19 protein-coding genes and 1 pseudogene are annotated in these 20206 nt (G+C 58.3%); all 20 read left to right on the top strand.

All coding sequences use genetic code 11. From position 1 onward, the window contains the following. The first annotated feature begins 16 nt into the window (after nt 1-16). A complete protein-coding gene (locus tag LOY56_RS26795; RefSeq protein ID WP_007934331.1) occupies nt 17-814 on the top strand; it encodes a ParA family protein in 798 nt (265 codons plus the stop codon). A 9-nt stretch (nt 815-823) separates the two neighbouring features. Next, nucleotides 824-1696 (top strand): ParB/RepB/Spo0J family partition protein, encoded by an 873-nt coding sequence (locus LOY56_RS26790; RefSeq protein WP_258618473.1) that lies wholly within the window; start codon nt 824-826, stop codon nt 1694-1696. A gap of 148 nt (nt 1697-1844) precedes the next feature. Next, nucleotides 1845-2252, top strand: a complete 408-nt coding sequence (locus LOY56_RS26785; RefSeq protein WP_258618471.1) for a F0F1 ATP synthase subunit I — start codon at nt 1845-1847, stop codon at nt 2250-2252. Between the two features lie 16 nt (nt 2253-2268). Further along, nucleotides 2269-3138, top strand: a complete 870-nt coding sequence (gene atpB / locus LOY56_RS26780; protein ID WP_258618470.1) for a F0F1 ATP synthase subunit A — start codon at nt 2269-2271, stop codon at nt 3136-3138. A gap of 133 nt (nt 3139-3271) precedes the next feature. Next, the gene (gene atpE / locus LOY56_RS26775) at nt 3272-3529 is read left to right on the top strand and encodes a F0F1 ATP synthase subunit C (RefSeq protein ID WP_002555987.1); all 258 of its coding nucleotides are present in this window, start codon (nt 3272-3274) and stop codon (nt 3527-3529) included. A gap of 57 nt (nt 3530-3586) precedes the next feature. Further along, nucleotides 3587-4057 carry a F0F1 ATP synthase subunit B gene (locus LOY56_RS26770; RefSeq protein ID WP_258618469.1) on the top strand — a complete coding sequence of 157 codons (471 nt, stop codon included), beginning with the start codon at nt 3587-3589 and terminating at the stop codon, nt 4055-4057. A gap of 12 nt (nt 4058-4069) precedes the next feature. Then, complete coding sequence (locus tag LOY56_RS26765; RefSeq protein WP_027926211.1) at nt 4070-4606, top strand: F0F1 ATP synthase subunit delta; 537 nt, start codon at nt 4070-4072, stop codon at nt 4604-4606. 21 nt (nt 4607-4627) lie between these two features. Continuing rightward, complete coding sequence (atpA, locus tag LOY56_RS26760; protein ID WP_258618467.1) at nt 4628-6172, top strand: F0F1 ATP synthase subunit alpha; 1545 nt, start codon at nt 4628-4630, stop codon at nt 6170-6172. 50 nt (nt 6173-6222) lie between these two features. Then, nucleotides 6223-7083 carry a F0F1 ATP synthase subunit gamma gene (gene atpG / locus LOY56_RS26755; protein WP_007934344.1) on the top strand — a complete coding sequence of 287 codons (861 nt, stop codon included), beginning with the start codon at nt 6223-6225 and terminating at the stop codon, nt 7081-7083. A 27-nt stretch (nt 7084-7110) separates the two neighbouring features. Then, nucleotides 7111-8490 carry a F0F1 ATP synthase subunit beta gene (gene atpD, locus LOY56_RS26750; protein WP_038980433.1) on the top strand — a complete coding sequence of 460 codons (1380 nt, stop codon included), beginning with the start codon at nt 7111-7113 and terminating at the stop codon, nt 8488-8490. A 45-nt stretch (nt 8491-8535) separates the two neighbouring features. Next, the gene (locus LOY56_RS26745; protein ID WP_007969909.1) at nt 8536-8961 is read left to right on the top strand and encodes a F0F1 ATP synthase subunit epsilon; all 426 of its coding nucleotides are present in this window, start codon (nt 8536-8538) and stop codon (nt 8959-8961) included. Between the two features lie 117 nt (nt 8962-9078). After that, entirely contained in the window at nt 9079-10446 is a 1368-nt protein-coding gene (glmU, locus tag LOY56_RS26740) for a bifunctional UDP-N-acetylglucosamine diphosphorylase/glucosamine-1-phosphate N-acetyltransferase GlmU (protein WP_258618461.1), read from the top strand. 165 nt (nt 10447-10611) lie between these two features. After that, the gene (locus LOY56_RS26735) at nt 10612-11388 is read left to right on the top strand and encodes a DeoR/GlpR family DNA-binding transcription regulator (RefSeq protein ID WP_258618456.1); all 777 of its coding nucleotides are present in this window, start codon (nt 10612-10614) and stop codon (nt 11386-11388) included. A 1-nt stretch (nt 11389) separates the two neighbouring features. Continuing rightward, nucleotides 11390-13222: a glutamine--fructose-6-phosphate transaminase (isomerizing) gene (gene glmS, locus LOY56_RS26730; RefSeq protein ID WP_258618455.1), complete on the top strand. Its 1833-nt coding sequence runs from the start codon at nt 11390-11392 to the stop codon at nt 13220-13222. A gap of 79 nt (nt 13223-13301) precedes the next feature. Beyond that, nucleotides 13302-14204 carry a LysR family transcriptional regulator gene (locus LOY56_RS26725; RefSeq protein ID WP_258618451.1) on the top strand — a complete coding sequence of 301 codons (903 nt, stop codon included), beginning with the start codon at nt 13302-13304 and terminating at the stop codon, nt 14202-14204. A gap of 131 nt (nt 14205-14335) precedes the next feature. Next, nucleotides 14336-14962 (top strand): glutathione S-transferase family protein, encoded by a 627-nt coding sequence (locus LOY56_RS26720; RefSeq protein WP_258618450.1) that lies wholly within the window; start codon nt 14336-14338, stop codon nt 14960-14962. A gap of 63 nt (nt 14963-15025) precedes the next feature. Beyond that, nucleotides 15026-15976, top strand: a pseudogene (locus LOY56_RS26715) (pyridoxamine 5'-phosphate oxidase family protein); the annotation flags it as partial. A gap of 396 nt (nt 15977-16372) precedes the next feature. Beyond that, on the top strand, nt 16373-16747 hold the full coding sequence (locus LOY56_RS26710; protein WP_258618449.1) for a DUF6124 family protein: 375 nt from the start codon (nt 16373-16375) through the stop codon (nt 16745-16747). A 146-nt stretch (nt 16748-16893) separates the two neighbouring features. After that, nucleotides 16894-18087, top strand: a complete 1194-nt coding sequence (locus tag LOY56_RS26705; protein ID WP_258618447.1) for a DUF3142 domain-containing protein — start codon at nt 16894-16896, stop codon at nt 18085-18087. Then, the gene (locus LOY56_RS26700) at nt 18074-20206 is read left to right on the top strand and encodes a hypothetical protein (protein ID WP_258618446.1); all 2133 of its coding nucleotides are present in this window, start codon (nt 18074-18076) and stop codon (nt 20204-20206) included. The genes LOY56_RS26705 and LOY56_RS26700 overlap by 14 nt, the downstream gene beginning before the upstream one ends.

Here is a 20206-nt window from a genome sequence, read left to right as displayed (position 1 = left end):
GGGAACACAAGCAAGAATGGCTAAGGTATTCGCGATAGCGAACCAAAAGGGTGGTGTGGGCAAGACCACCACTTGCATCAACCTCGCAGCTTCCCTGGTCGCTACCAAGCGTCGGGTGTTGTTGATCGATCTTGATCCACAGGGCAACGCCACCATGGGTAGCGGTGTGGATAAACACGGCCTGGAAAATTCGGTCTACGACCTTCTGATCGGTGAATGCGATCTGGCCCAGGCCATGCACTATTCCGAACACGGTGGTTACCAGTTGCTGCCAGCCAACCGCGACCTGACCGCGGCCGAAGTTGTTTTGCTGGAAATGCAGATGAAGGAAAGCCGTCTGCGCAGTGCGTTGGCGCCGATCCGTGAAAACTACGATTACATTTTGATCGACTGCCCGCCGTCGCTGTCGATGTTGACGCTCAACGCGCTGGTGGCCGCCGATGGGGTGATTATCCCCATGCAGTGCGAGTACTTCGCGCTAGAAGGGTTGAGCGACCTTGTGGATAACATCAAGCGCATTGCCGAACTGCTGAACCCGAACCTGAAAGTCGAAGGCCTGTTGCGGACCATGTACGACCCGCGTCTGAGCTTGATGAACGACGTCTCGGCGCAGCTCAAGGAACACTTCGGCGATCAACTCTACGACACCGTGATTCCGCGCAACATCCGTCTGGCCGAAGCGCCAAGCTATGGCATGCCGGCACTGGCGTACGACAAATCATCGCGGGGCGCGATTGCCTATCTGGCATTGGCGGGCGAGATGGTTCGCCGTCAGCGCAAAAACTCACGCACCGCCGCTGCTCAGGCAACTTAAGGAATCCCCATGGCCGTCAAGAAACGAGGTCTCGGACGTGGACTGGATGCACTGCTGAGTGGTCCGACTGTCAGCTCGCTAGAAGAGCAAGCGGTGCAGGCCGATCAGCGTGAACTGCAGCACCTGCCTCTGGACCTGATCCAGCGCGGCAAGTACCAGCCCCGTCGGGACATGGATCCTCAAGCGCTGGAAGAGCTGGCGCAGTCGATCAAGGTCCAGGGCGTGATGCAACCGATCGTGGTTCGCCCGATCGGTAGCGGGCGCTTCGAAATCATCGCCGGCGAACGCCGCTGGCGCGCGAGTCAGCAGGCTGGCCAGGAAACCATCCCGGCGATGGTTCGCGATGTGCCGGATGAAACCGCCATCGCCATGGCACTGATCGAGAACATCCAGCGCGAAGACCTCAATCCGATCGAAGAAGCGGTGGCCTTGCAGCGTTTGCAGCAGGAATTCCAGCTGACTCAACAACAAGTGGCCGAGGCTGTGGGTAAGTCCCGCGTTACCGTGGCCAACCTGTTACGCCTGATCGCCTTGCCGGAAGTCATCAAGACCATGTTGTCTCACGGCGACCTGGAAATGGGTCATGCCCGTGCCTTGCTCGGTTTGCCGGAAAACCAACAAGTCGAAGGGGCGCGACATGTTGTCGCACGGGGGCTGACGGTGCGCCAGACTGAAGCACTGGTTCGCCAGTGGTTGAGTGGCAAACCGGAGCCTGTGGAACCTGCAAAACCGGACCCGGATATCGCCCGACTCGAGCAGCGTCTGGCCGAGCGCCTAGGCTCTGCGGTGCAGATCCGCCACGGAAAGAAGGGTAAAGGGCAGCTGGTGATCGGCTACAACTCTCTTGATGAGCTTCAAGGTGTGCTTGCACACATCCGCTGAAACAATTCCTCATGTAGCGTGAAGTCGGAAATCACTACCTGACAGTTGAATAGGGGCAGAACCGCCCCTATACTCTGCGCGCATTTTGTCGGCACAAATTATGCCAAGTTATTGAATTCTGGCAGCCGACCATTGGGGAGCAAAAGAGATGGAAAACCGCACGCCAGACCGCTTGCCGTTCCATCGCCTGGCAGTTTTTCCGGTGTTAATGGCTCAATTTGTCGTTTTGCTGATTGCCGCTTTGACGCTCTGGCAATCGCATGGAGTCGTTGCCGGGTACTCAGGACTCTGCGGAGGCCTGATAGCCTTGCTTCCCAATATTTATTTCGCTCACAGGGCATTTCGGTTTTCCGGCGCTCGAGCAGCTCAAGCCATCGTCCGGTCTTTTTATGCCGGCGAGGCGGGCAAACTGATTTTGACGGCAGTGCTGTTTGCATTGACGTTTGCAGGTGTGAAGCCATTGGCGCCGTTAGCAGTATTCGGCGTCTTCGTGCTGACCCAACTGGTTAGCTGGTTCGCTCCCCTGCTAATGAGAACAAGACTTTCGAGACCTTAGGGCGTTTGAGGCAACCATGGCAGAGACAACCGCTTCGGGCTATATCCAGCACCACTTGCAGAACCTGACCTTCGGTCAGCACCCAACTGGCGGGTGGGGTTTTGCCCACACCGCAGCAGAAGCCAAAGAAATGGGCTTTTGGGCTTTCCACGTCGATACTCTCGGCTGGTCGGTCGCGTTGGGTCTGATTTTCGTTCTTCTTTTCCGCATGGCGGCGAAAAAGGCGACTTCTGGTCAACCAGGCGCCCTGCAGAACTTCGTTGAAGTTCTGATCGAGTTCGTCGACGGCAGCGTGAAAGATACTTTCCACGGTCGTAATCCATTGATCGCGCCGTTGGCCCTGACGATTTTTGTCTGGGTATTCCTGATGAACGCCGTCGACCTGGTCCCGGTTGACTGGATTCCGAAGCTGGCTGCCATCATTTCCGGCGACCCGCATCTGGTTTTCCGTGCTGTTCCTACCACTGACCCGAATGCGACCCTGGGTATGTCCCTGTCGGTATTCGCGTTGATCATTTTCTACAGCATCAAGGTCAAGGGCATCAGCGGCTTCATTGGCGAACTGACCCTGCACCCGTTCGGCAGCAAGAACATCTTCGTTCAAGCCCTGCTGATTCCGGTGAACTTCCTGCTGGAGTTCGTGACGCTGGTGGCCAAGCCGATTTCCCTGGCACTGCGTCTGTTCGGCAACATGTACGCCGGCGAGCTGGTCTTCATTCTGATTGCTGTGATGTTCGGCAGCGGTCTGCTCTGGCTTAGCGGCCTGGGTGTAGTTCTGCAGTGGGCGTGGGCTGTGTTCCACATCCTGATCATCACCCTGCAGGCGTTTATCTTCATGATGCTGACCATCGTCTACCTGTCGATGGCGCACGAAGAGAACCATTAAGACCAGTCTCGACTAGTCTGATGTCCCTCTCGGTCAAACGAGAGGGGGCCCGAACAGGGCTATGAAACGATTTGTTTTACCGCTTTAAAATCTAAAAAACCTAAACCATACGACGTAAAAGTCGGGAGGAAAGATGGAAACTGTAGTTGGTCTAACCGCTATCGCTGTTGCACTGTTGATCGGCCTGGGCGCACTGGGTACCGCAATTGGTTTCGGCCTGTTGGGCGGCAAGTTCCTGGAAGGCGCAGCGCGTCAGCCAGAAATGGTTCCAATGCTGCAAGTCAAAATGTTCATCGTTGCCGGTCTGCTCGACGCCGTAACCATGATCGGTGTTGGTATCGCTTTGTTCTTCACCTTCGCGAACCCATTCGTTGGTCAACTCGCTGGCTAATCACTCGAACCTTCGAGTTGATTGGTGTGATGTGCAACGAACGAGCGAGGTGTTGGCGTGAACATTAATGCAACCCTGATTGGCCAGTCCGTTGCGTTCTTCATTTTTGTACTGTTTTGCATGAAGTTCGTGTGGCCTCCGGTCATCGCGGCTTTGCACGAACGTCAGAAGAAGATCGCGGATGGACTGGACGCTGCCAGCCGAGCAGCTCGCGACCTGGAGTTGGCCCATGAGAAAGTGGGTCAGCAACTGCGCGAAGCGAAAGCTCAGGCAGCTGAAATCATTGAGCAAGCCAAGAAACGCGGTAATCAGATCGTCGAAGAGGCCGTTGAAAAGGCCCGTATCGACGCTGACCGTGTGAAGGTTCAGGCTCAGGCCGAGATCGAGCAGGAACTGAACAGTGTCAAAGACGCGCTGCGTGCCCAACTGGGTGCACTGGCTGTCGGCGGCGCCGAGAAGATCCTGGGTGCCACAATCGATCAAAACGCGCACGCGGAGCTGGTAAACAAACTGGCTGCTGAAATTTAAGCGAGGGCGATCATGGCAGAATTGACCACGTTGGCCCGACCTTACGCTAAGGCAGCCTTCGAGCACGCCCAGGCCCACCAGCAACTGGCCTCTTGGTCAGCCATGCTCGGCCTGGCTGCAGCAGTGTCGCAAGACGACACCATGCAGCGCGTGCTCAAGGCCCCGCGACTGACGAGCGCAAACAAGGCCGCCACGTTTATTGACGTGTGCGGCGACAAGTTTGATGCCAAGGCACAGAACTTCATTAACGTCGTTGCCGAAAACGACCGTCTCCCGCTGTTGCCGGAGATCGCCGCTCTGTTTGACCTGTACAAGGCCGAACAAGAGAAGTCGGTAGACGTTGAAGTCACCAGTGCTTTTGCATTGAACCAAGAACAGCAAGACAAACTCGCCAAGGTTCTCAGTGCACGACTCAACCGGGAAGTGCGCCTGCAAGTTGCGGAGGATGCCGCCCTGATTGGTGGTGTCATCATTCGCGCCGGCGACCTGGTAATCGATGGCTCGATTCGCGGCAAACTCGCGAATCTTGCCGAAGCATTGAAATCTTGAGTTTGAAGGGGCAGCAGAGCAATGCAGCAACTCAATCCTTCCGAAATAAGTGAAATTATCAAGGGCCGCATCGACAAGCTCGATGTGACCTCCCAAGCCCGTAACGAAGGCACTGTCGTCAGCGTATCTGACGGTATCGTGCGGATTCACGGTCTGGCCGACGTCATGTACGGCGAGATGATCGAGTTTCCGGGCGGCGTCTTCGGTATGGCTCTCAACCTCGAGCAAGACTCTGTAGGTGCCGTTGTATTGGGCGCTTACCAGTCTCTGGCTGAAGGCATGAGCGCCAAGTGCACCGGCCGCATCCTCGAAGTTCCGGTGGGTAAGGAACTGCTGGGTCGCGTAGTCGACGCACTGGGTAACCCGGTTGACGGCAAAGGTCCGCTGAACAACACCTTGACCGATGCGGTCGAGAAAGTTGCTCCAGGCGTGATCTGGCGTAAGTCGGTAGACCAGCCTGTACAGACTGGCTACAAGGCTGTCGATGCCATGATTCCTGTCGGCCGTGGCCAGCGTGAGCTGATCATCGGTGACCGTCAGATCGGTAAAACCGCTCTGGCGATCGACGCGATCATCAACCAGAAAAACAGCGGCATTTTCTGCGTCTACGTAGCGATCGGTCAGAAACAATCGACCATCGCCAACGTGGTTCGCAAGCTGGAAGAAAACGGCGCTCTGGCGAACACGATCATCGTGGCTGCCAGTGCTTCGGAATCTCCTGCGCTGCAATTCCTGGCACCGTACTCCGGTTGCACCATGGGTGAATTCTTCCGCGACCGCGGTGAAGACGCGCTGATCGTTTATGACGATCTGTCCAAGCAAGCAGTGGCTTACCGCCAGATTTCCCTGCTGCTGCGCCGTCCACCAGGCCGTGAAGCTTACCCAGGCGACGTGTTCTATCTCCACTCCCGTCTGCTGGAGCGCGCATCCCGCGTTTCGGAAGAATACGTAGAGAAGTTCACCAATGGCGCAGTGACCGGCAAAACCGGTTCCCTGACCGCACTGCCGATCATCGAAACCCAGGCTGGCGACGTTTCCGCGTTCGTTCCGACCAACGTGATTTCCATCACCGACGGTCAGATCTTCCTGGAATCGGCCATGTTCAACTCCGGGATCCGTCCTGCTGTGAACGCCGGTGTTTCGGTATCCCGTGTGGGTGGTGCCGCTCAGACCAAGATCATCAAGAAGCTCTCCGGTGGTATCCGTACCGCTCTGGCTCAGTACCGTGAACTGGCGGCATTCGCCCAGTTCGCTTCTGACCTGGACGAAGCGACCCGTAAGCAACTTGAGCATGGTCAGCGCGTTACCGAGCTGATGAAGCAGAAGCAATACGCACCAATGTCGATCGCTGACATGGCGCTGTCGCTGTATGCCGCTGAGCGTGGGTTCCTGACTGACGTCGAAATCGCCAAGATCGGCAGCTTTGAACAAGCGCTGATTGCTTTCTTCAACCGCGATCACGCCGATTTGATGGCGAAGATCAACGTGAAGGGTGACTTCAATGACGAAATCGACGCTGGCATGAAAGCCGGTATCGAGAAGTTCAAGGCCACCCAAACCTGGTAAGCCGCAGCGGGAGCCGCAAGGCTCCCGCTTGCTAACCTGATAGGTGTTACATGGCAGGCGCAAAAGAGATTCGCAGTAAGATTGCGAGCATCAAAAGCACGCAAAAGATTACCAGCGCCATGGAAAAAGTGGCGGTCAGCAAAATGCGCAAGGCACAAATGCGCATGGCTGCTAGCCGTCCTTACGCGGAGCGCATCCGCCAGGTTATTGGCCATCTGGCCAACGCCAACCCGGAATATCGCCACCCATTCATGATCGACCGTGAAGTAAAGCGCGTCGGTTACGTCGTGGTGAGCAGTGACCGTGGTCTGTGTGGTGGCTTGAACACCAACCTGTTCAAGGCCCTGGTCAAGGACATGGCGGTAAACCGCGAAAACGGCGTCGAGATCGATCTGTGTGTTGTTGGTAGCAAGGGTGCGGCTTTCTTCCGCAACTTCGGCGGTAACGTCGTTGCAGCTATCAGCCACCTGGGTGAAGAGCCGTCGATCAATGACTTGATCGGCAGCGTCAAGGTGATGCTGGATGCCTACCTGGACGGCCGTATTGACCGCCTGTCCGTGGTGTCTAACAAGTTCATCAACACCATGACGCAACAGCCTACCGTGGAGCAGTTGATTCCACTGGTGGCAACCCCGGATCAAGAACTCAAGCACCACTGGGATTATCTGTACGAACCGGACGCCAAAGAGCTGCTTGACGGCTTGATGGTCCGCTACGTGGAGTCGCAGGTCTACCAGGCGGTGGTCGAGAACAACGCGGCTGAACAAGCTGCGCGGATGATCGCGATGAAGAACGCTACCGACAACGCCGGTGATTTGATCAGCGATTTGCAGCTGGTCTACAACAAGGCGCGTCAGGCTGCGATCACCCAAGAGATCTCGGAAATCGTCGGCGGCGCTGCCGCGGTTTAACGGTTCAAATATTCAGAGGATCCAGCTATGAGTAGCGGACGTATCGTTCAAATCATCGGCGCCGTTATCGACGTGGAATTTCCACGCGACAGCGTACCGAGCATCTACAACGCGCTGACAGTTCAGAGCGCGGCCGGGACCACCCTGGAAGTTCAGCAGCAGCTGGGCGACGGCGTGGTTCGTACCATTGCGATGGGTTCCACCGAAGGCTTGAAGCGCGGTCTGGACGTCATCGACTCCGGCGCAGCCATCTCCGTACCCGTCGGTAAAGCGACCCTGGGCCGGATCATGGACGTTCTGGGTAACCCGATCGACGAAGCTGGCCCGATCGACACCGAAGAGCGCTGGGGCATTCACCGTCCTGCACCATCCTTTGCTGAACAAGCAGGCGGCAACGACCTGCTGGAAACCGGCATCAAGGTTATCGACCTGGTTTGCCCGTTCGCCAAGGGCGGTAAAGTCGGTCTGTTCGGTGGTGCCGGTGTAGGCAAAACCGTAAACATGATGGAACTGATCCGTAACATCGCCATCGAGCACAGCGGTTATTCCGTGTTCGCCGGTGTGGGTGAGCGTACTCGTGAGGGTAACGACTTCTACCACGAGATGAAGGATTCCAACGTACTGGACAAAGTGGCACTGGTTTACGGTCAGATGAACGAGCCGCCGGGTAACCGTCTGCGCGTAGCACTGACCGGCCTGACCATGGCCGAGAAGTTCCGTGACGAAGGTAACGACGTTCTGCTGTTCGTCGACAACATCTATCGTTACACCCTGGCCGGTACTGAAGTATCCGCACTGCTGGGCCGTATGCCTTCGGCAGTAGGTTACCAGCCGACCCTGGCTGAAGAGATGGGCGTTCTGCAAGAACGTATCACTTCGACCAAGGAAGGTTCGATCACTTCGATCCAGGCGGTATACGTACCGGCGGATGACTTGACTGACCCGTCGCCAGCGACCACCTTCGCCCACTTGGACGCCACCGTCGTTCTGTCCCGTGACATCGCTTCCCTGGGTATCTACCCGGCTGTCGATCCACTCGACTCGACTTCGCGCCAGCTGGACCCGAACGTAATCGGCCAGGACCACTACGACACCGCTCGCGGCGTACAGTATGTTCTGCAGCGTTACAAAGAACTGAAGGACATCATTGCGATCCTGGGTATGGACGAGCTGTCGGAAGCCGACAAGCAGTTGGTAAACCGTGCTCGTAAGATCCAGCGTTTCTTGTCGCAGCCGTTCTTCGTGGCTGAAGTCTTCACCGGTGCTTCGGGTAAATACGTTTCCCTGAAAGACACCATTGCTGGCTTCAAAGGCATCCTCAACGGTGACTACGACCACCTGCCAGAACAAGCGTTCTACATGGTCGGCGGCATCGAAGAAGCGATCGAGAAAGCCAAGAAACTGTAATCCCGGCGCCCGGCAACGGGCGCTAATTTAGGTTGAGGCAATCAGATGGCTATGACAGTCCATTGCGATATCGTCAGCGCGGAAGGGGAAATCTTTTCCGGTCTGGTCGAGATGGTGATTGCGCACGGTGCACTGGGTGATCTTGGTATCGCTCTGGGTCACGCGCCGTTGATCACTAATCTCAAGCCGGGCCCGATCCGCCTGGTCAAGCAGGGCGGGGAAGAGGAGGTGTATTACATCTCCGGTGGTTTCCTCGAGGTTCAGCCGAACATGGTCAAGGTTCTTGCCGACACCGTGCAACGTGCTGCCGACCTGGACGAAGCCTCCGCTCAGGAAGCCGTAAAGGCTGCCGAGAAGGCACTGCATGAGCGGGGCGCGGAATTCGATTACGGTTCTGCTGCCGCACGTCTGGCCGAGGCTGCAGCTCAGCTGCGCACCGTCCAGCAGATCCGCAAGAAGTTCGGCCACTAATTGGCCATCGACTAATTGTGTGATTGATTAAAAAGGGTAGCCTCGGCTACCCTTTTTTCTTTTCCGACTTTCATCACCCGGTCGCAGTCGCTGACCTCCCAGGATTAGTAGCCTGTCATGTCTCTTGAAATCGTTATCCTCGCTGCCGGCCAAGGCACGCGCATGCGTTCGGCCTTGCCGAAAGTTCTGCACCCTGTTGCCGGTAATTCAATGCTTGGCCATGTTATCCACAGCGCCCGGCAACTTGATCCACAACGCATCCATGTGGTGATCGGTCATGGCGCTGAAGCCGTGCGCGAGCGTCTGGCGGCCGATGACCTGAATTTCGTCCTGCAGGATCAACAGCTGGGTACTGGACATGCGGTGGCCCAGGCTGTGCCGTTCATCGAGTCCGATACCGTGCTGATTCTGTACGGCGATGTACCCTTGATCGAAGTCGAAACCCTGCAACGGTTGCTCAAGCATGTCGTGCCAGGGCAAATGGGCCTGCTGACCGTCGAACTGGACGATGCGACTGGTTATGGCCGCATCGTGCGCGACACTGACGGTAATGTTGCAGCCATCGTTGAACACAAGGATGCCAACGAGGCTCAACGTGCTATCAACGAAGGCAATACTGGCATCCTTGCTGTTCCTGCCGATCGCTTGGCCGACTGGACGAGCCGTCTGTCGAACAACAATGTTCAGGGTGAGTACTACCTGACCGATGTCATCGAAATGGCGGTCAGCGATGGTCTGGTGGTGGCCACCGAGCAACCCCACGACCCTATGGAAGTGCAGGGCGCCAACGATCGCAAGCAACTGGCCGAGCTTGAGCGCCACTATCAGCTGCGCGCTGCCCGTCGTTTGATGGCTCAGGGCGTGACCTTGCGCGACCCGGCACGTTTCGATGTGCGTGGTGAGATCACTGTCGGTCGCGATGTACTGATCGACATCAACGTGATCCTCGAAGGCAAAGTGGTCATCGAGGACGACGTGGTGATCGGCCCGAACTGCGTGATCAAGGACAGTACCCTGCGCAAAGGCGTGGTGATCAAGGCCAACAGCCATATCGAAGGCGCAATACTCGGTGAAGACAGCGATGCTGGTCCGTTCGCTCGTTTGCGTCCGGGCACGGTGCTGGAAGCTCGCGCGCATGTGGGTAACTTCGTAGAGCTGAAGAACGCTCACCTGGGCGAAGGTGCCAAGGCCGGTCACCTGACGTATCTGGGCGACGCCGAAATCGGTGCGCGTACCAACATCGGCGCAGGCACCATCACCTGTAACTATGACGGGGCCAACAAGTGGAAAACCGTGTTGGGTGAAGATGTATTCATCGGTTCCAATAACTCGTTGGTGGCGCCTGTGGATATCTCGGCGGGTGCGACGACGGCGGCCGGTTCGACCATTACCCAGAATGTGGATAAGGCTCAGTTGGCCGTGGGTCGCGCTCGGCAGAAGAACATCGATGGCTGGAAACGGCCGGAGAAGATCAAGAAGAGCTGAGTTATCCACAGTAAGATCAAAAGATCGTCCGATCGCGGCCCGAGCCTTCGGGCGATCTTTTTTATGGGTTATCCACACATCTTTTTTTCTGATGCCGACTTGACGAAGTTTCGCTAATAGGTTTTGATTGCTTACGTTATCTTTCGAAACGAAACTTATCAAACCATGTCAAAGCGCAACACACCCCAACGCCGCCACAACATCCTTGCCTTACTCAATGAGCAGGGCGAAGTTAGTGTGGATGAATTGGCCAAGCGCTTCGAAACCTCGGAAGTTACGATTCGCAAGGACTTGGCGGCACTTGAAAGCAACGGTCTGTTGCTGCGTCGTTATGGCGGAGCGATCACCATGCCTCAGGAGTTGGTCGCCGACCTCGGCCAACCCGTTTCCAAATACAAGCAGGCCATTGCCCGCGCCGCCGTCACACGGATCCGCGAGCATGCGCGAATCATCATCGACAGCGGCAGCACCACCGCCGCGATGATTCCGGAACTCGGCCAACAACCGGGTCTGGTGGTGATGACCAACTCCCTGAATGTCGCCAACGCTTTGAGCGAACTCGAGCATGAGCCAGTGCTGTTGATGACCGGGGGGACCTGGGACCCGCATTCCGAGTCCTTCCAGGGTCAGGTGGCCGAGCAAGTACTACGCTCATATGACTTTGATCAGCTATTTATCGGTGCCGATGGCATCGATCTGGTGCGCGGGACCACCACCTTCAATGAATTGTTGGGCTTGAGCCGTGTCATGGCCGAAGTTGCCCGCGAAGTGATCGTGATGGTCGAGGCCGACAAGATCGGCCGCAAAATTCCCAATCTGGAGCTGCCATGGAGCAGTGTCCATACCCTCATTACCGATGATCGCCTGCCACTTGCGGCACGCGATCAGATTCAGGACCGCGGCATTAATTTGATCTGCGCCGCCGTCAGTCAGGAGAATTAGCATGTGTGGAATTGTCGGTGCAGTCGCAGAACGTAACATTACCGCCATCCTGCTCGAAGGCCTCAAGCGTCTGGAATATCGTGGCTATGACAGCGCCGGTGTGGCGGTGTACACCAACGATGAAAAACTCTTGCGCACGCGTCGTCCGGGCAAGGTCAGCGAACTGGAACAGGCGCTGATCGAAGAGCCTTTGGTCGGCCGTCTGGGCATTGCCCATACCCGCTGGGCGACTCACGGCGCGCCGTGTGAACGCAATGCTCACCCACATTTTTCCGGCGATCTGGCGGTGGTGCACAACGGCATCATCGAGAACCATGAAGCCCTGCGCGAGCAACTCAAGGCTCTGGGCCACGTGTTCACGTCGGACACTGACACTGAAGTGATCGCGCATTTGCTGCACGAAAAACTCAAGCTGCAACCCGACCTGACGGTGGCTCTGAAAGCGACCGTGCAAGAACTGCATGGTGCTTACGGTTTGGCGGTGATCAGCGCGCTTCAACCGGATCGCCTGGTGGCGGCCCGCAGTGGCAGCCCATTGGTGATCGGTCTGGGTATGGGGGAGAACTTCCTGGCTTCCGACCAATTGGCGCTACGTCAGGTGACCGACCGTTTCATGTACCTGGAAGAAGGCGATATCGCCGAAATCCGTCGCGACAGCGTGCAGATCTGGGACATCAATGGCGTGCTCGTCGAGCGTGAAAGCGTTCAATACCGCGACGGTGCCGAAGCGGCTGACAAGGGTGAATTTCGCCATTACATGCTTAAGGAAATTCACGAGCAACCGGCCGTGGTGCAGCGCACCCTTGAAGGTCGCCTGAGTCAGAACCAGGTGCTGGTTCAGGCATTCGGTCCGGAAGCTGCCGAGCTGTTCGCCAAGGTGCGCAATGTACAGATCGTCGCCTGCGGCACCAGCTATCACGCCGGCATGGTTGCCCGTTACTGGCTTGAAGAACTGGCTGGCATCCCGTGTCAGGTCGAAGTCGCCAGCGAATTCCGCTATCGCAAGGTAGTGGTGCAGCCGGACACCCTGTTCGTGAGCATCTCCCAGTCAGGTGAAACCGCCGACACTTTGGCCGCGCTGCGCAATGCCAAGGAGCTCGGTTTCCTCGCCAGCCTGGCCATCTGCAACGTCGGCATCAGCTCCCTGGTGCGTGAATCGGACCTGACCCTGTTGACCCAGGCCGGTCGCGAAATCGGCGTAGCCTCGACCAAAGCCTTCACCACTCAACTGGTTGGCCTGCTGTTGCTGACCCTGTCTCTGGGTCAGGTTCGCGGGACGTTGGCCGAAGGCGTCGAAGCCACACTGGTCGAAGAACTGCGTCGCCTGCCGACCCGTTTGGGCGAAGCGCTGGCCATGGATAGCACCGTGGAGAAAATCGCCGAGCTGTTCGCCGAGAAGAACCACACATTGTTCCTCGGTCGTGGCGCGCAATTCCCGGTGGCGATGGAAGGGGCCCTCAAGCTCAAGGAAATCTCCTACATTCACGCGGAAGCCTACCCGGCGGGCGAACTGAAACATGGCCCGTTGGCGCTTGTGGATAACGACATGCCGGTGGTCACCGTGGCGCCGAACAACGAGTTGCTGGAGAAGCTGAAGTCCAACCTCCAGGAAGTCCGCGCCCGTGGTGGTGAGCTGATCGTCTTCGCCGACGAGCAGGCCGGCATGACCAATGGCGAAGGCACGCATGTCGTCCAGATGCCGCATATCCACGACATCCTGTCGCCGATTCTCTACACCATTCCGTTGCAACTGCTTTCGTACTACGTGGCTGTATTGAAAGGTACTGACGTTGATCAGCCGCGTAACCTGGCGAAGTCGGTGACGGTGGAATAAGTTATCCACAGGTGATCGAAACAATAAAAATCGCAGCCTATGGTTGCGATTTTTTTTATCTGAATAAAGGGCATGCCCGATGGATCGCTTCCAGGAAATGCAAGTCTTCGCCACCGTCGCCCAGGAGCAAGGCTTCTCGGCGGCGGCGCGGCGGTTGGGGATGTCGGCGGCCAGTGTCACCCGCGCGGTGGCGGCGCTGGAGAAACGCATAGGCACCCAATTGCTGACGCGTACCACCCGCAGCGTGCACTTGAGCGAGGCGGGTCAGCGTTATCTGGAGGACTGTCGGAGAATTCTCACCGAGGTGCAGGAAGCCGAGGATTCGGCAGCCGGGAGCCACGCCCAACCCCGTGGGCAACTGACGATCACGGCGCCGGTATTGTTCGGTGAGTTATTCGTCACGCCGGTCATGGTCGGTTACCTGACTCAATTCCCTGAAGTCAGCATCAATGCCGTACTGGTCGACCGGGTGGTGAGCATGGTCGAGGAGGGCATCGATGTGGCCGTGCGCATCGGTGAGTTGCCTGACAGCAATCAGCATGCAATTCGCGTGGGCGAAGTGCGGCGGGTGATCTGCGCTTCCCCTGGATTCCTGAGTGACCATGGCCGGCCTCGGCATCCTGCAGATTTGAGCGCAGCCCCGATCATCGCTACCTCGTCCATTGGGCAGCACAGAAGCTGGCCGTTCCTTGACGGGGGAGAGCCGATCAGCGTTCGTCCGGAACCGCGTCTGGTGGTCACCGCCAATCAGGCGGCTATCACTGCCGCCGCCATGGGATTGGGACTGACCCGGGTGCTGTCGTATCAAGTGGCGAGCAAGGTCGCCGCCGGTGAGCTGGAAATCGTTCTGGCCGACTTCGAACTGCCGCCATTGCCCATTCATGTGGTCTACCAGGGTGGGCGCAAAGCCCCGGTGCGGGTTCGTAGTTTTGTGGACTTCGCGGTGAAGGTACTGCGCGAACACCCTGCCTTGCGTGGTTAAAGGGTTATTGCACTAGCTGAAATAATGGATTGCGTTTGCTGGCTATTCTGTTGTTTTGGTTGCGGATGGAAGATAGCCCCCTATCGGCGCTGATCTTTCTTGAACGGCGCCACCACCCAGCGGAGTCGACCATGCAAGCCATCAAGCTCTACAACTTCCCCCGTTCCGGCCACGCTCACCGTGTGGAGCTGATGCTGTCGCTGTTGCAACTGCCGACCGAGCTGATCTTCGTCGATTTGGCCAAGGGCGCGCACAAGCAACCGGACTTCCTGGCACTCAACCCGTTTGGTCAGGTTCCGGTGATTGATGATCAAGGCGTGGTGCTGGCCGATTCCAACGCGATCCTGGTCTACCTTGCGCTGAAATACGGCAACGGCCACTGGCTGCCAACCGATCCGGTCGGCGCGGCCAAGGTTCAGCGCTGGTTGTCGGTCGCCGCCGGGCCGATTGCCTTTGGCCCTGCCAGGGCAAGGCTGATCACGGTGTTTGGTGCGCCTTACAACGCGCAAGAGGTGATCGCATACGCCCATACCTGGCTCAAAGTGATCGATCAGGAACTGGGCGCAACTCCCTATCTGGCCGGTAGCGAGCCGACCATCGCCGACATCGCCGCGTACAGCTACATCGCCCATGCACCGGAAGGCAATGTGTCGCTGGATGACTACGCCAACATCCGCGCGTGGCTGGCGCGGATTGAAACCTTGCCAGGGTTTGTCGGCATGCCGCGCACCGTCGCCGGTTTGCAAAAAACTTCCTGATGCTCACGGCCCGACTCAGCCGGGCCGTTCTTATTGCGCGATGAGCGCAGGGGAGAAGCCGTTATGGAACGTTCACCTTGGCACGCAGGCGAGAAACAGTTGCAGGCTCACGTGGGTGTTGCCGAGCGAATGGACGCATTAGGTCGTAGGGTGATTCGCAGCGAGATGCCGGATCAGCACCGCGCGTTCTATCAGCAACTGCCGTTCATGCTGTACGGCGCGGTGGATGCCGACGGCAACCCTTGGGCCAGCATTCTTGAAGGAGCGCCGGGTTTTGCCCATTCTCCAGAGCCTACGCTGCTGCAGTTCGGCAGCCTGCCTGGCCGCGACGATCCTGCACAACTGCAAGACGGTGCGGCGATCGGTCTGCTCGGTATTGAGTTGCACACCCGACGTCGCAACCGTCTCAATGGTCGAGTCGGCGCTGTGACGGCGAGCGGCTTCGAGGTGAAGGTGGAGCAGTCTTTCGGCAATTGCCCGCAATACATTCAATTGCGCCAGTTTCGCTCGGTGCCCTTGGCGGATCCGGCGACCCGTATCGCGCAGCACCTCAACGGGCTGGATGACGCGGCCAAAGCCATGATCACCGGCGCCGATACCTTCTTTGTCGCCAGTTATGTGGACGTCGATGACCAACGTTCGGTGGACGTTTCTCACCGGGGTGGCCAGGCCGGTTTCGTCCAGGTGGAGGGCAATCGCCTGACCATCCCGGACTTCGCCGGCAATATGTTCTTCAACACGTTGGGCAACCTGCTGACCAATCCTCGAGCCGGTTTGCTGTTCATCGATTTCGATACGGGCGACCTGCTGCACCTCAGCGGTCGTACGCAAATCATCCTCGAAGGCCCGCAGGTCGAAGCCTTTCAAGGCGCCGAGCGGCTGTGGACATTCGAGGTGGAGCGCGTGGTGCGTCGACCCGCGGCGCTGGCCTTGCGCTGGCGCTTTGACGGCGTGTCACCCAAAAGTTTGCTGACCGGCACCTGGGCGCAGGCGAATTCGCGCCTGCAAGCTCAGGTTTAGAAAAAGATCGTCCGAACGCGGCCCGAGCCTTCGGCAGTTCCTACAGGGTGTAAACAAATCCTGCGTAGGAGCTGCCGAAGACTGCGATCTTTTGATCTTTAGGCAGTCCTACAGACGATGATTTTGGGGGGATGTTTCCGACAAGTTTTGACGGTTGTCGGTCGGAAATGGGGTGGATAGGCTTTGGGGGGCGCTGCAAATTCAGTGATCGGGTTTGGTCGCCCAGGTTTAGAATGGTGCACTTTTATGCTTGCTTCATGGCGAGCTGTGCGTGGGAGGGCTTAGGCCCTGCCGGGTTCCATTCCCTGGTCGACCAACCCGCGTACGGTTCGCCACCCCTCTGCTTGGTCGCAGTGTTGGCGAACTCCAGTCCTCGAATGGAGTTTCATCATGTTCAAAGCAACACCGAATCCCCCGGAAACTGATGACGTTTCCCCCTACGAATCCCTCGATTCAAAAAAACTCCACGAAGCCGCTAACCGCGCGCTCGATCACTACCTCAACCCCTCCGCCCTCAAATCCCCCGAGGCCCGCAAGCCGAGCACCATGTATATGGTTGCGCCGGATATCAAAGACGAAGACCTGTTGGCCCACACCTGTGAATCGTTGGCTCAGGCCAGTGTGATGGCGAGTGATTTTGCGGGGTATCTGGAAGGGCCGCACCGGCACACGGCGATGGCGATTCAACAGATCGTCATGCTGGCAGAACTGGCGGTGAACCGGATGCTGGATAACGTTGCCATACCAAAACCTGCGCCTCTGTAGGAGCGAGGCTTGCGTAGGACAGGGATTTCTCTTCCACCGAAAATTCAGGTGATCATTGCCCGCAAGCCAATGGCTGAGTAGGGTAACGAGCAGAGCGATAAAGGGCCTTGAGAGGCCCTTTTTGTATTTCAGGGATAAGGTTTTTCATGGTTTTTTTCACACGCTTGATCGTTTTGCTGGCAGCGGTGTTGCTCAACGGTTGCGAGCGACCGGACGCGCCACCGCTCGATCAGCAACTCTATGTCTGGCAACGGCAATGGACGTTGGCCCATGACGCCGCGCTGCGCGACAGCCGCGCCGATTTCTCGACCTTGCGCGTGCTGGCTTTGCAGGCGTTTCCTCAGGCTGGTTGGAGCCGGGCGCGGATCGATCCGGTGCTGCTCAAGCGTGATGGCCGACCGCTGATTGCGGTGATTCGTCTGGATGGCCAGCTCAAGGGGCTGGATCAGGACGAGGTCATCGCGCACATCCATCAGGTGCTCAGCGATTGGCAAGGGCAGGGGCTGATCCTCTCTGGCGTGGAAATCGACCACGATGCGGGTAACGCCCGGCTACCGGCCTACCACGAATTCCTCACGCATTTACGTGCTGTTCTGCCGGCGTCCTTGCCTCTGAGCATCACCGCGTTGCCGGCCTGGCTCGACAGCCCTGAATTGCCGGCGTTGCTGGCGACGGTCGACAGCAGCGTATTGCAGGTGCACGCGGTGAGCGATCCACGGCGTGGGCTGTTCGACCCGAATCAGGCACGGCAATGGGCCAGGGCCTGGAGCCGTATCACCTCGAAACCGTTTTATCTGGCGCTGCCGGCTTATGGCGTGGCGTTGTTGCCGGGGGCCAGTGGCGCGCCGATCGTGGAAAGCGAAGTGTCTATCGACCGGGGTGGCGATCGACGGGAGTTGCTGGCGGATCCGCTGCAACTGAGCAAACTCGGTGCCGAGTTACGCGCCGATCCTCCGGCTCATCTGGCCGGATTGATCTGGTTTCGTCTGCCGCTAGTCAATGATCGCAGGGCCTGGAGCCTGACGACGCTAATCGCTGTGGCGCGTGGCGATACGCTCGACAGCCGCGTGGGGCTGAAGCTCTTGGCGCAGGACGGCCTCTACGACATCGGCGTCAGCAACCAAGGCAACCTCGACAGCGCCTGGCCCGAACGCCTGACACTGGCGGTGCAGGGCTGCGATGGCGCCGATGCATTGGCCGGTTATGCATTGCAACAGCGCCCGGATCTGCTTACCTTCACCCGCCTGCGCGAGGGGCGAATCCCCGCCGGCGGGCAGCGCGCCATCGGTTGGGCACGCTGCGCAACTATTGATCAAGGAGGTTCGAATGTTCACCCGTAACTGGCCCCGCCATATGCTTTGCCTGAGCCTCAGCCTGCCGTTGGGTTCGGCGCTGGCCTGCGGGCCGGACTTCCCCATGCGGCTGCTGGACAACCGTGGGCAGTCGCTGACGGAACTGCCGGAAGGCAACTTCAACGTCGAGATCAACCGCCTCGGGCACGCCATCGCGGGACTGAAAAATGTCACCGCAGCCACCAACATTCCGGGGGACGGTTACGGCGATGCGCCTGATTACGCGGGTCAGCGGAACACCGCCGAACAGGCCGGCCTGACGCCTGAGCAGCAAGCGCTGGTGCAACAACTGCGTAGCCTCACAGATGCCCATCAGGTTGAAGAGCAAGGCGCGAGCCTGCCGACCGAGCATAGGTTCTATCTGGCGGGCGCTGTGGCGTTCAACGCCGGTGACCTTGGTTTGGCCGCGGAGTACTTTCAGAAGGTGCTGGCGCTGCCGGCGGATCAACGCGCGTTGCGCAGTACTTGGGCGGCTTACTCGTTGGGGCGGGCACTGTTTGCCATGAGTTCAGAGGCGGGCGCGGGTCCCGACCTGTTGGCTCAATCTCGAAAGGCTTTCGAGCAGACTCGTCAATTGAGCATCGACGGCTTCAGTGATCCGTTGGAGCTGGGAGTTGCCAGCCTCGGCGAAGAAGCGCGAGTGGCCCGCACCGCTGGCGATTGGGATAGCGCCATCGAACTCTACGCCACGCAGAACCTCCACGGTTCGGCGGTGGGCTACAGCTCGTTGAAGTTGTTGATGGCTGATCTGATGGCAGTGCCTGACGATCAACTGGCCGTATTGCTCAAGGGCAAAGCGGTGCAGCAATTGGTGACGGCGTCGTTGATCAGTCGACTGGGCTGGTCATTTGGTGATCAGCCGCCAAGCGAACAGAAACTGATCAAGTTGCTGCAAAACAGCACTCGCGGCAGCCTGGATAACGCGGATCGCCTGGCGGCGATGAATTATCAACAGGGCGATTACGCCAGTGCCAAAGCCTTCCTCGAACAGGCCGGTGACGGCGGTCTCGCTTGGTGGCTGCGGGCGAAACTGGCGTTGCGTGATGGCGACAAAGGCGCTGCCGCCGCGGCGTATGCCAAGGCAGCCCAGGCCTTCCCGCAGAACGAATCCTGGGGCGAACGACGGACCCCGGACTGGGATTACGAAACGGTGCAGCCCAAGTGCCGGGTCGACGGCGAAAGCGCGATCCTGGCCCTGCAACGCGGCGATTATCTGCAAGCCTTCGATCAGCTCTATCGCAGCCAAAACATCTACTGGTACGACGCGGCCACTGTTGCCGAGCGGGTGCTGACCCTCGATGAACTCAAGCAGTACGTCGACACTCAGGTGCCCGCACCGCCGCCGCTCAGCCAGCAGGATCGCGACAATTATGTGCCGTTGTCGGTAGCCGCGAACCTGCGCAATTTGCTCGGGCGGCGCCTGCTGCGTGAAGGGCGTTATGACGAAGCACCGGCTTACTTCGACAACGTCGATCTGCAGAACAAGGCCAAGGCGTACGGGCAGTTGCGTCAGGAGGCGGATGCTGCCTGGTGGCCGACCAAACGTGCCGCGGCGTTGTTCAACGCCGCTTCGACGGCACGCCAATGGGGCATGGAACTTCTCGGCTACGAAATGGCGCCGGATTACGCCACATTCGGTGGTAATTACAGCCTTGAGAGCCGTGAGCTAAAGGTCGGCCCGTTAGTGGCTGAAGATGAAGTCTTGCGTCAGCAAGCCAGCGCCGCTCAACCCGATCAGCGTTATCACTATCGTTATGTCGCAACGGCTTTGGCCAGTCGTGCTGCCGATAGTCTGCCTCATACCAGCCAGGCTTTTGCGGCGGTGTTGTGTGCGGCGGCGGGGTGGAACACCAGCCTTGAAGAAGAAAGTGCCTTCTATCAACGCTATGTGAAAGAAGGGCCGTACGTGGATTGGGCGGTGAACTTCGGTCACCAATGCCCTTATCCCGACTTTCAGAACGCCAGCAAACGTTATGTCACCCAGGCCACCGATGCTACGCGTTCGATGCTGCGGCCCTACAAGAAACCGGTGCAGGTAGGCGCTATTGTGGCGATCACGGCGGCGGCTTTGCTGTTGATCAGTCGCCGCCGTCGTAAAGCGCGGTAA

It is taken from the genome of Pseudomonas sp. B21-048, from assembly GCF_024748615.1.
Taxonomy (GTDB): domain Bacteria; phylum Pseudomonadota; class Gammaproteobacteria; order Pseudomonadales; family Pseudomonadaceae; genus Aquipseudomonas.
Note: the sequence above shows the minus strand (reverse complement) of the source record. Positions and strands in the feature narration are given on the sequence as shown.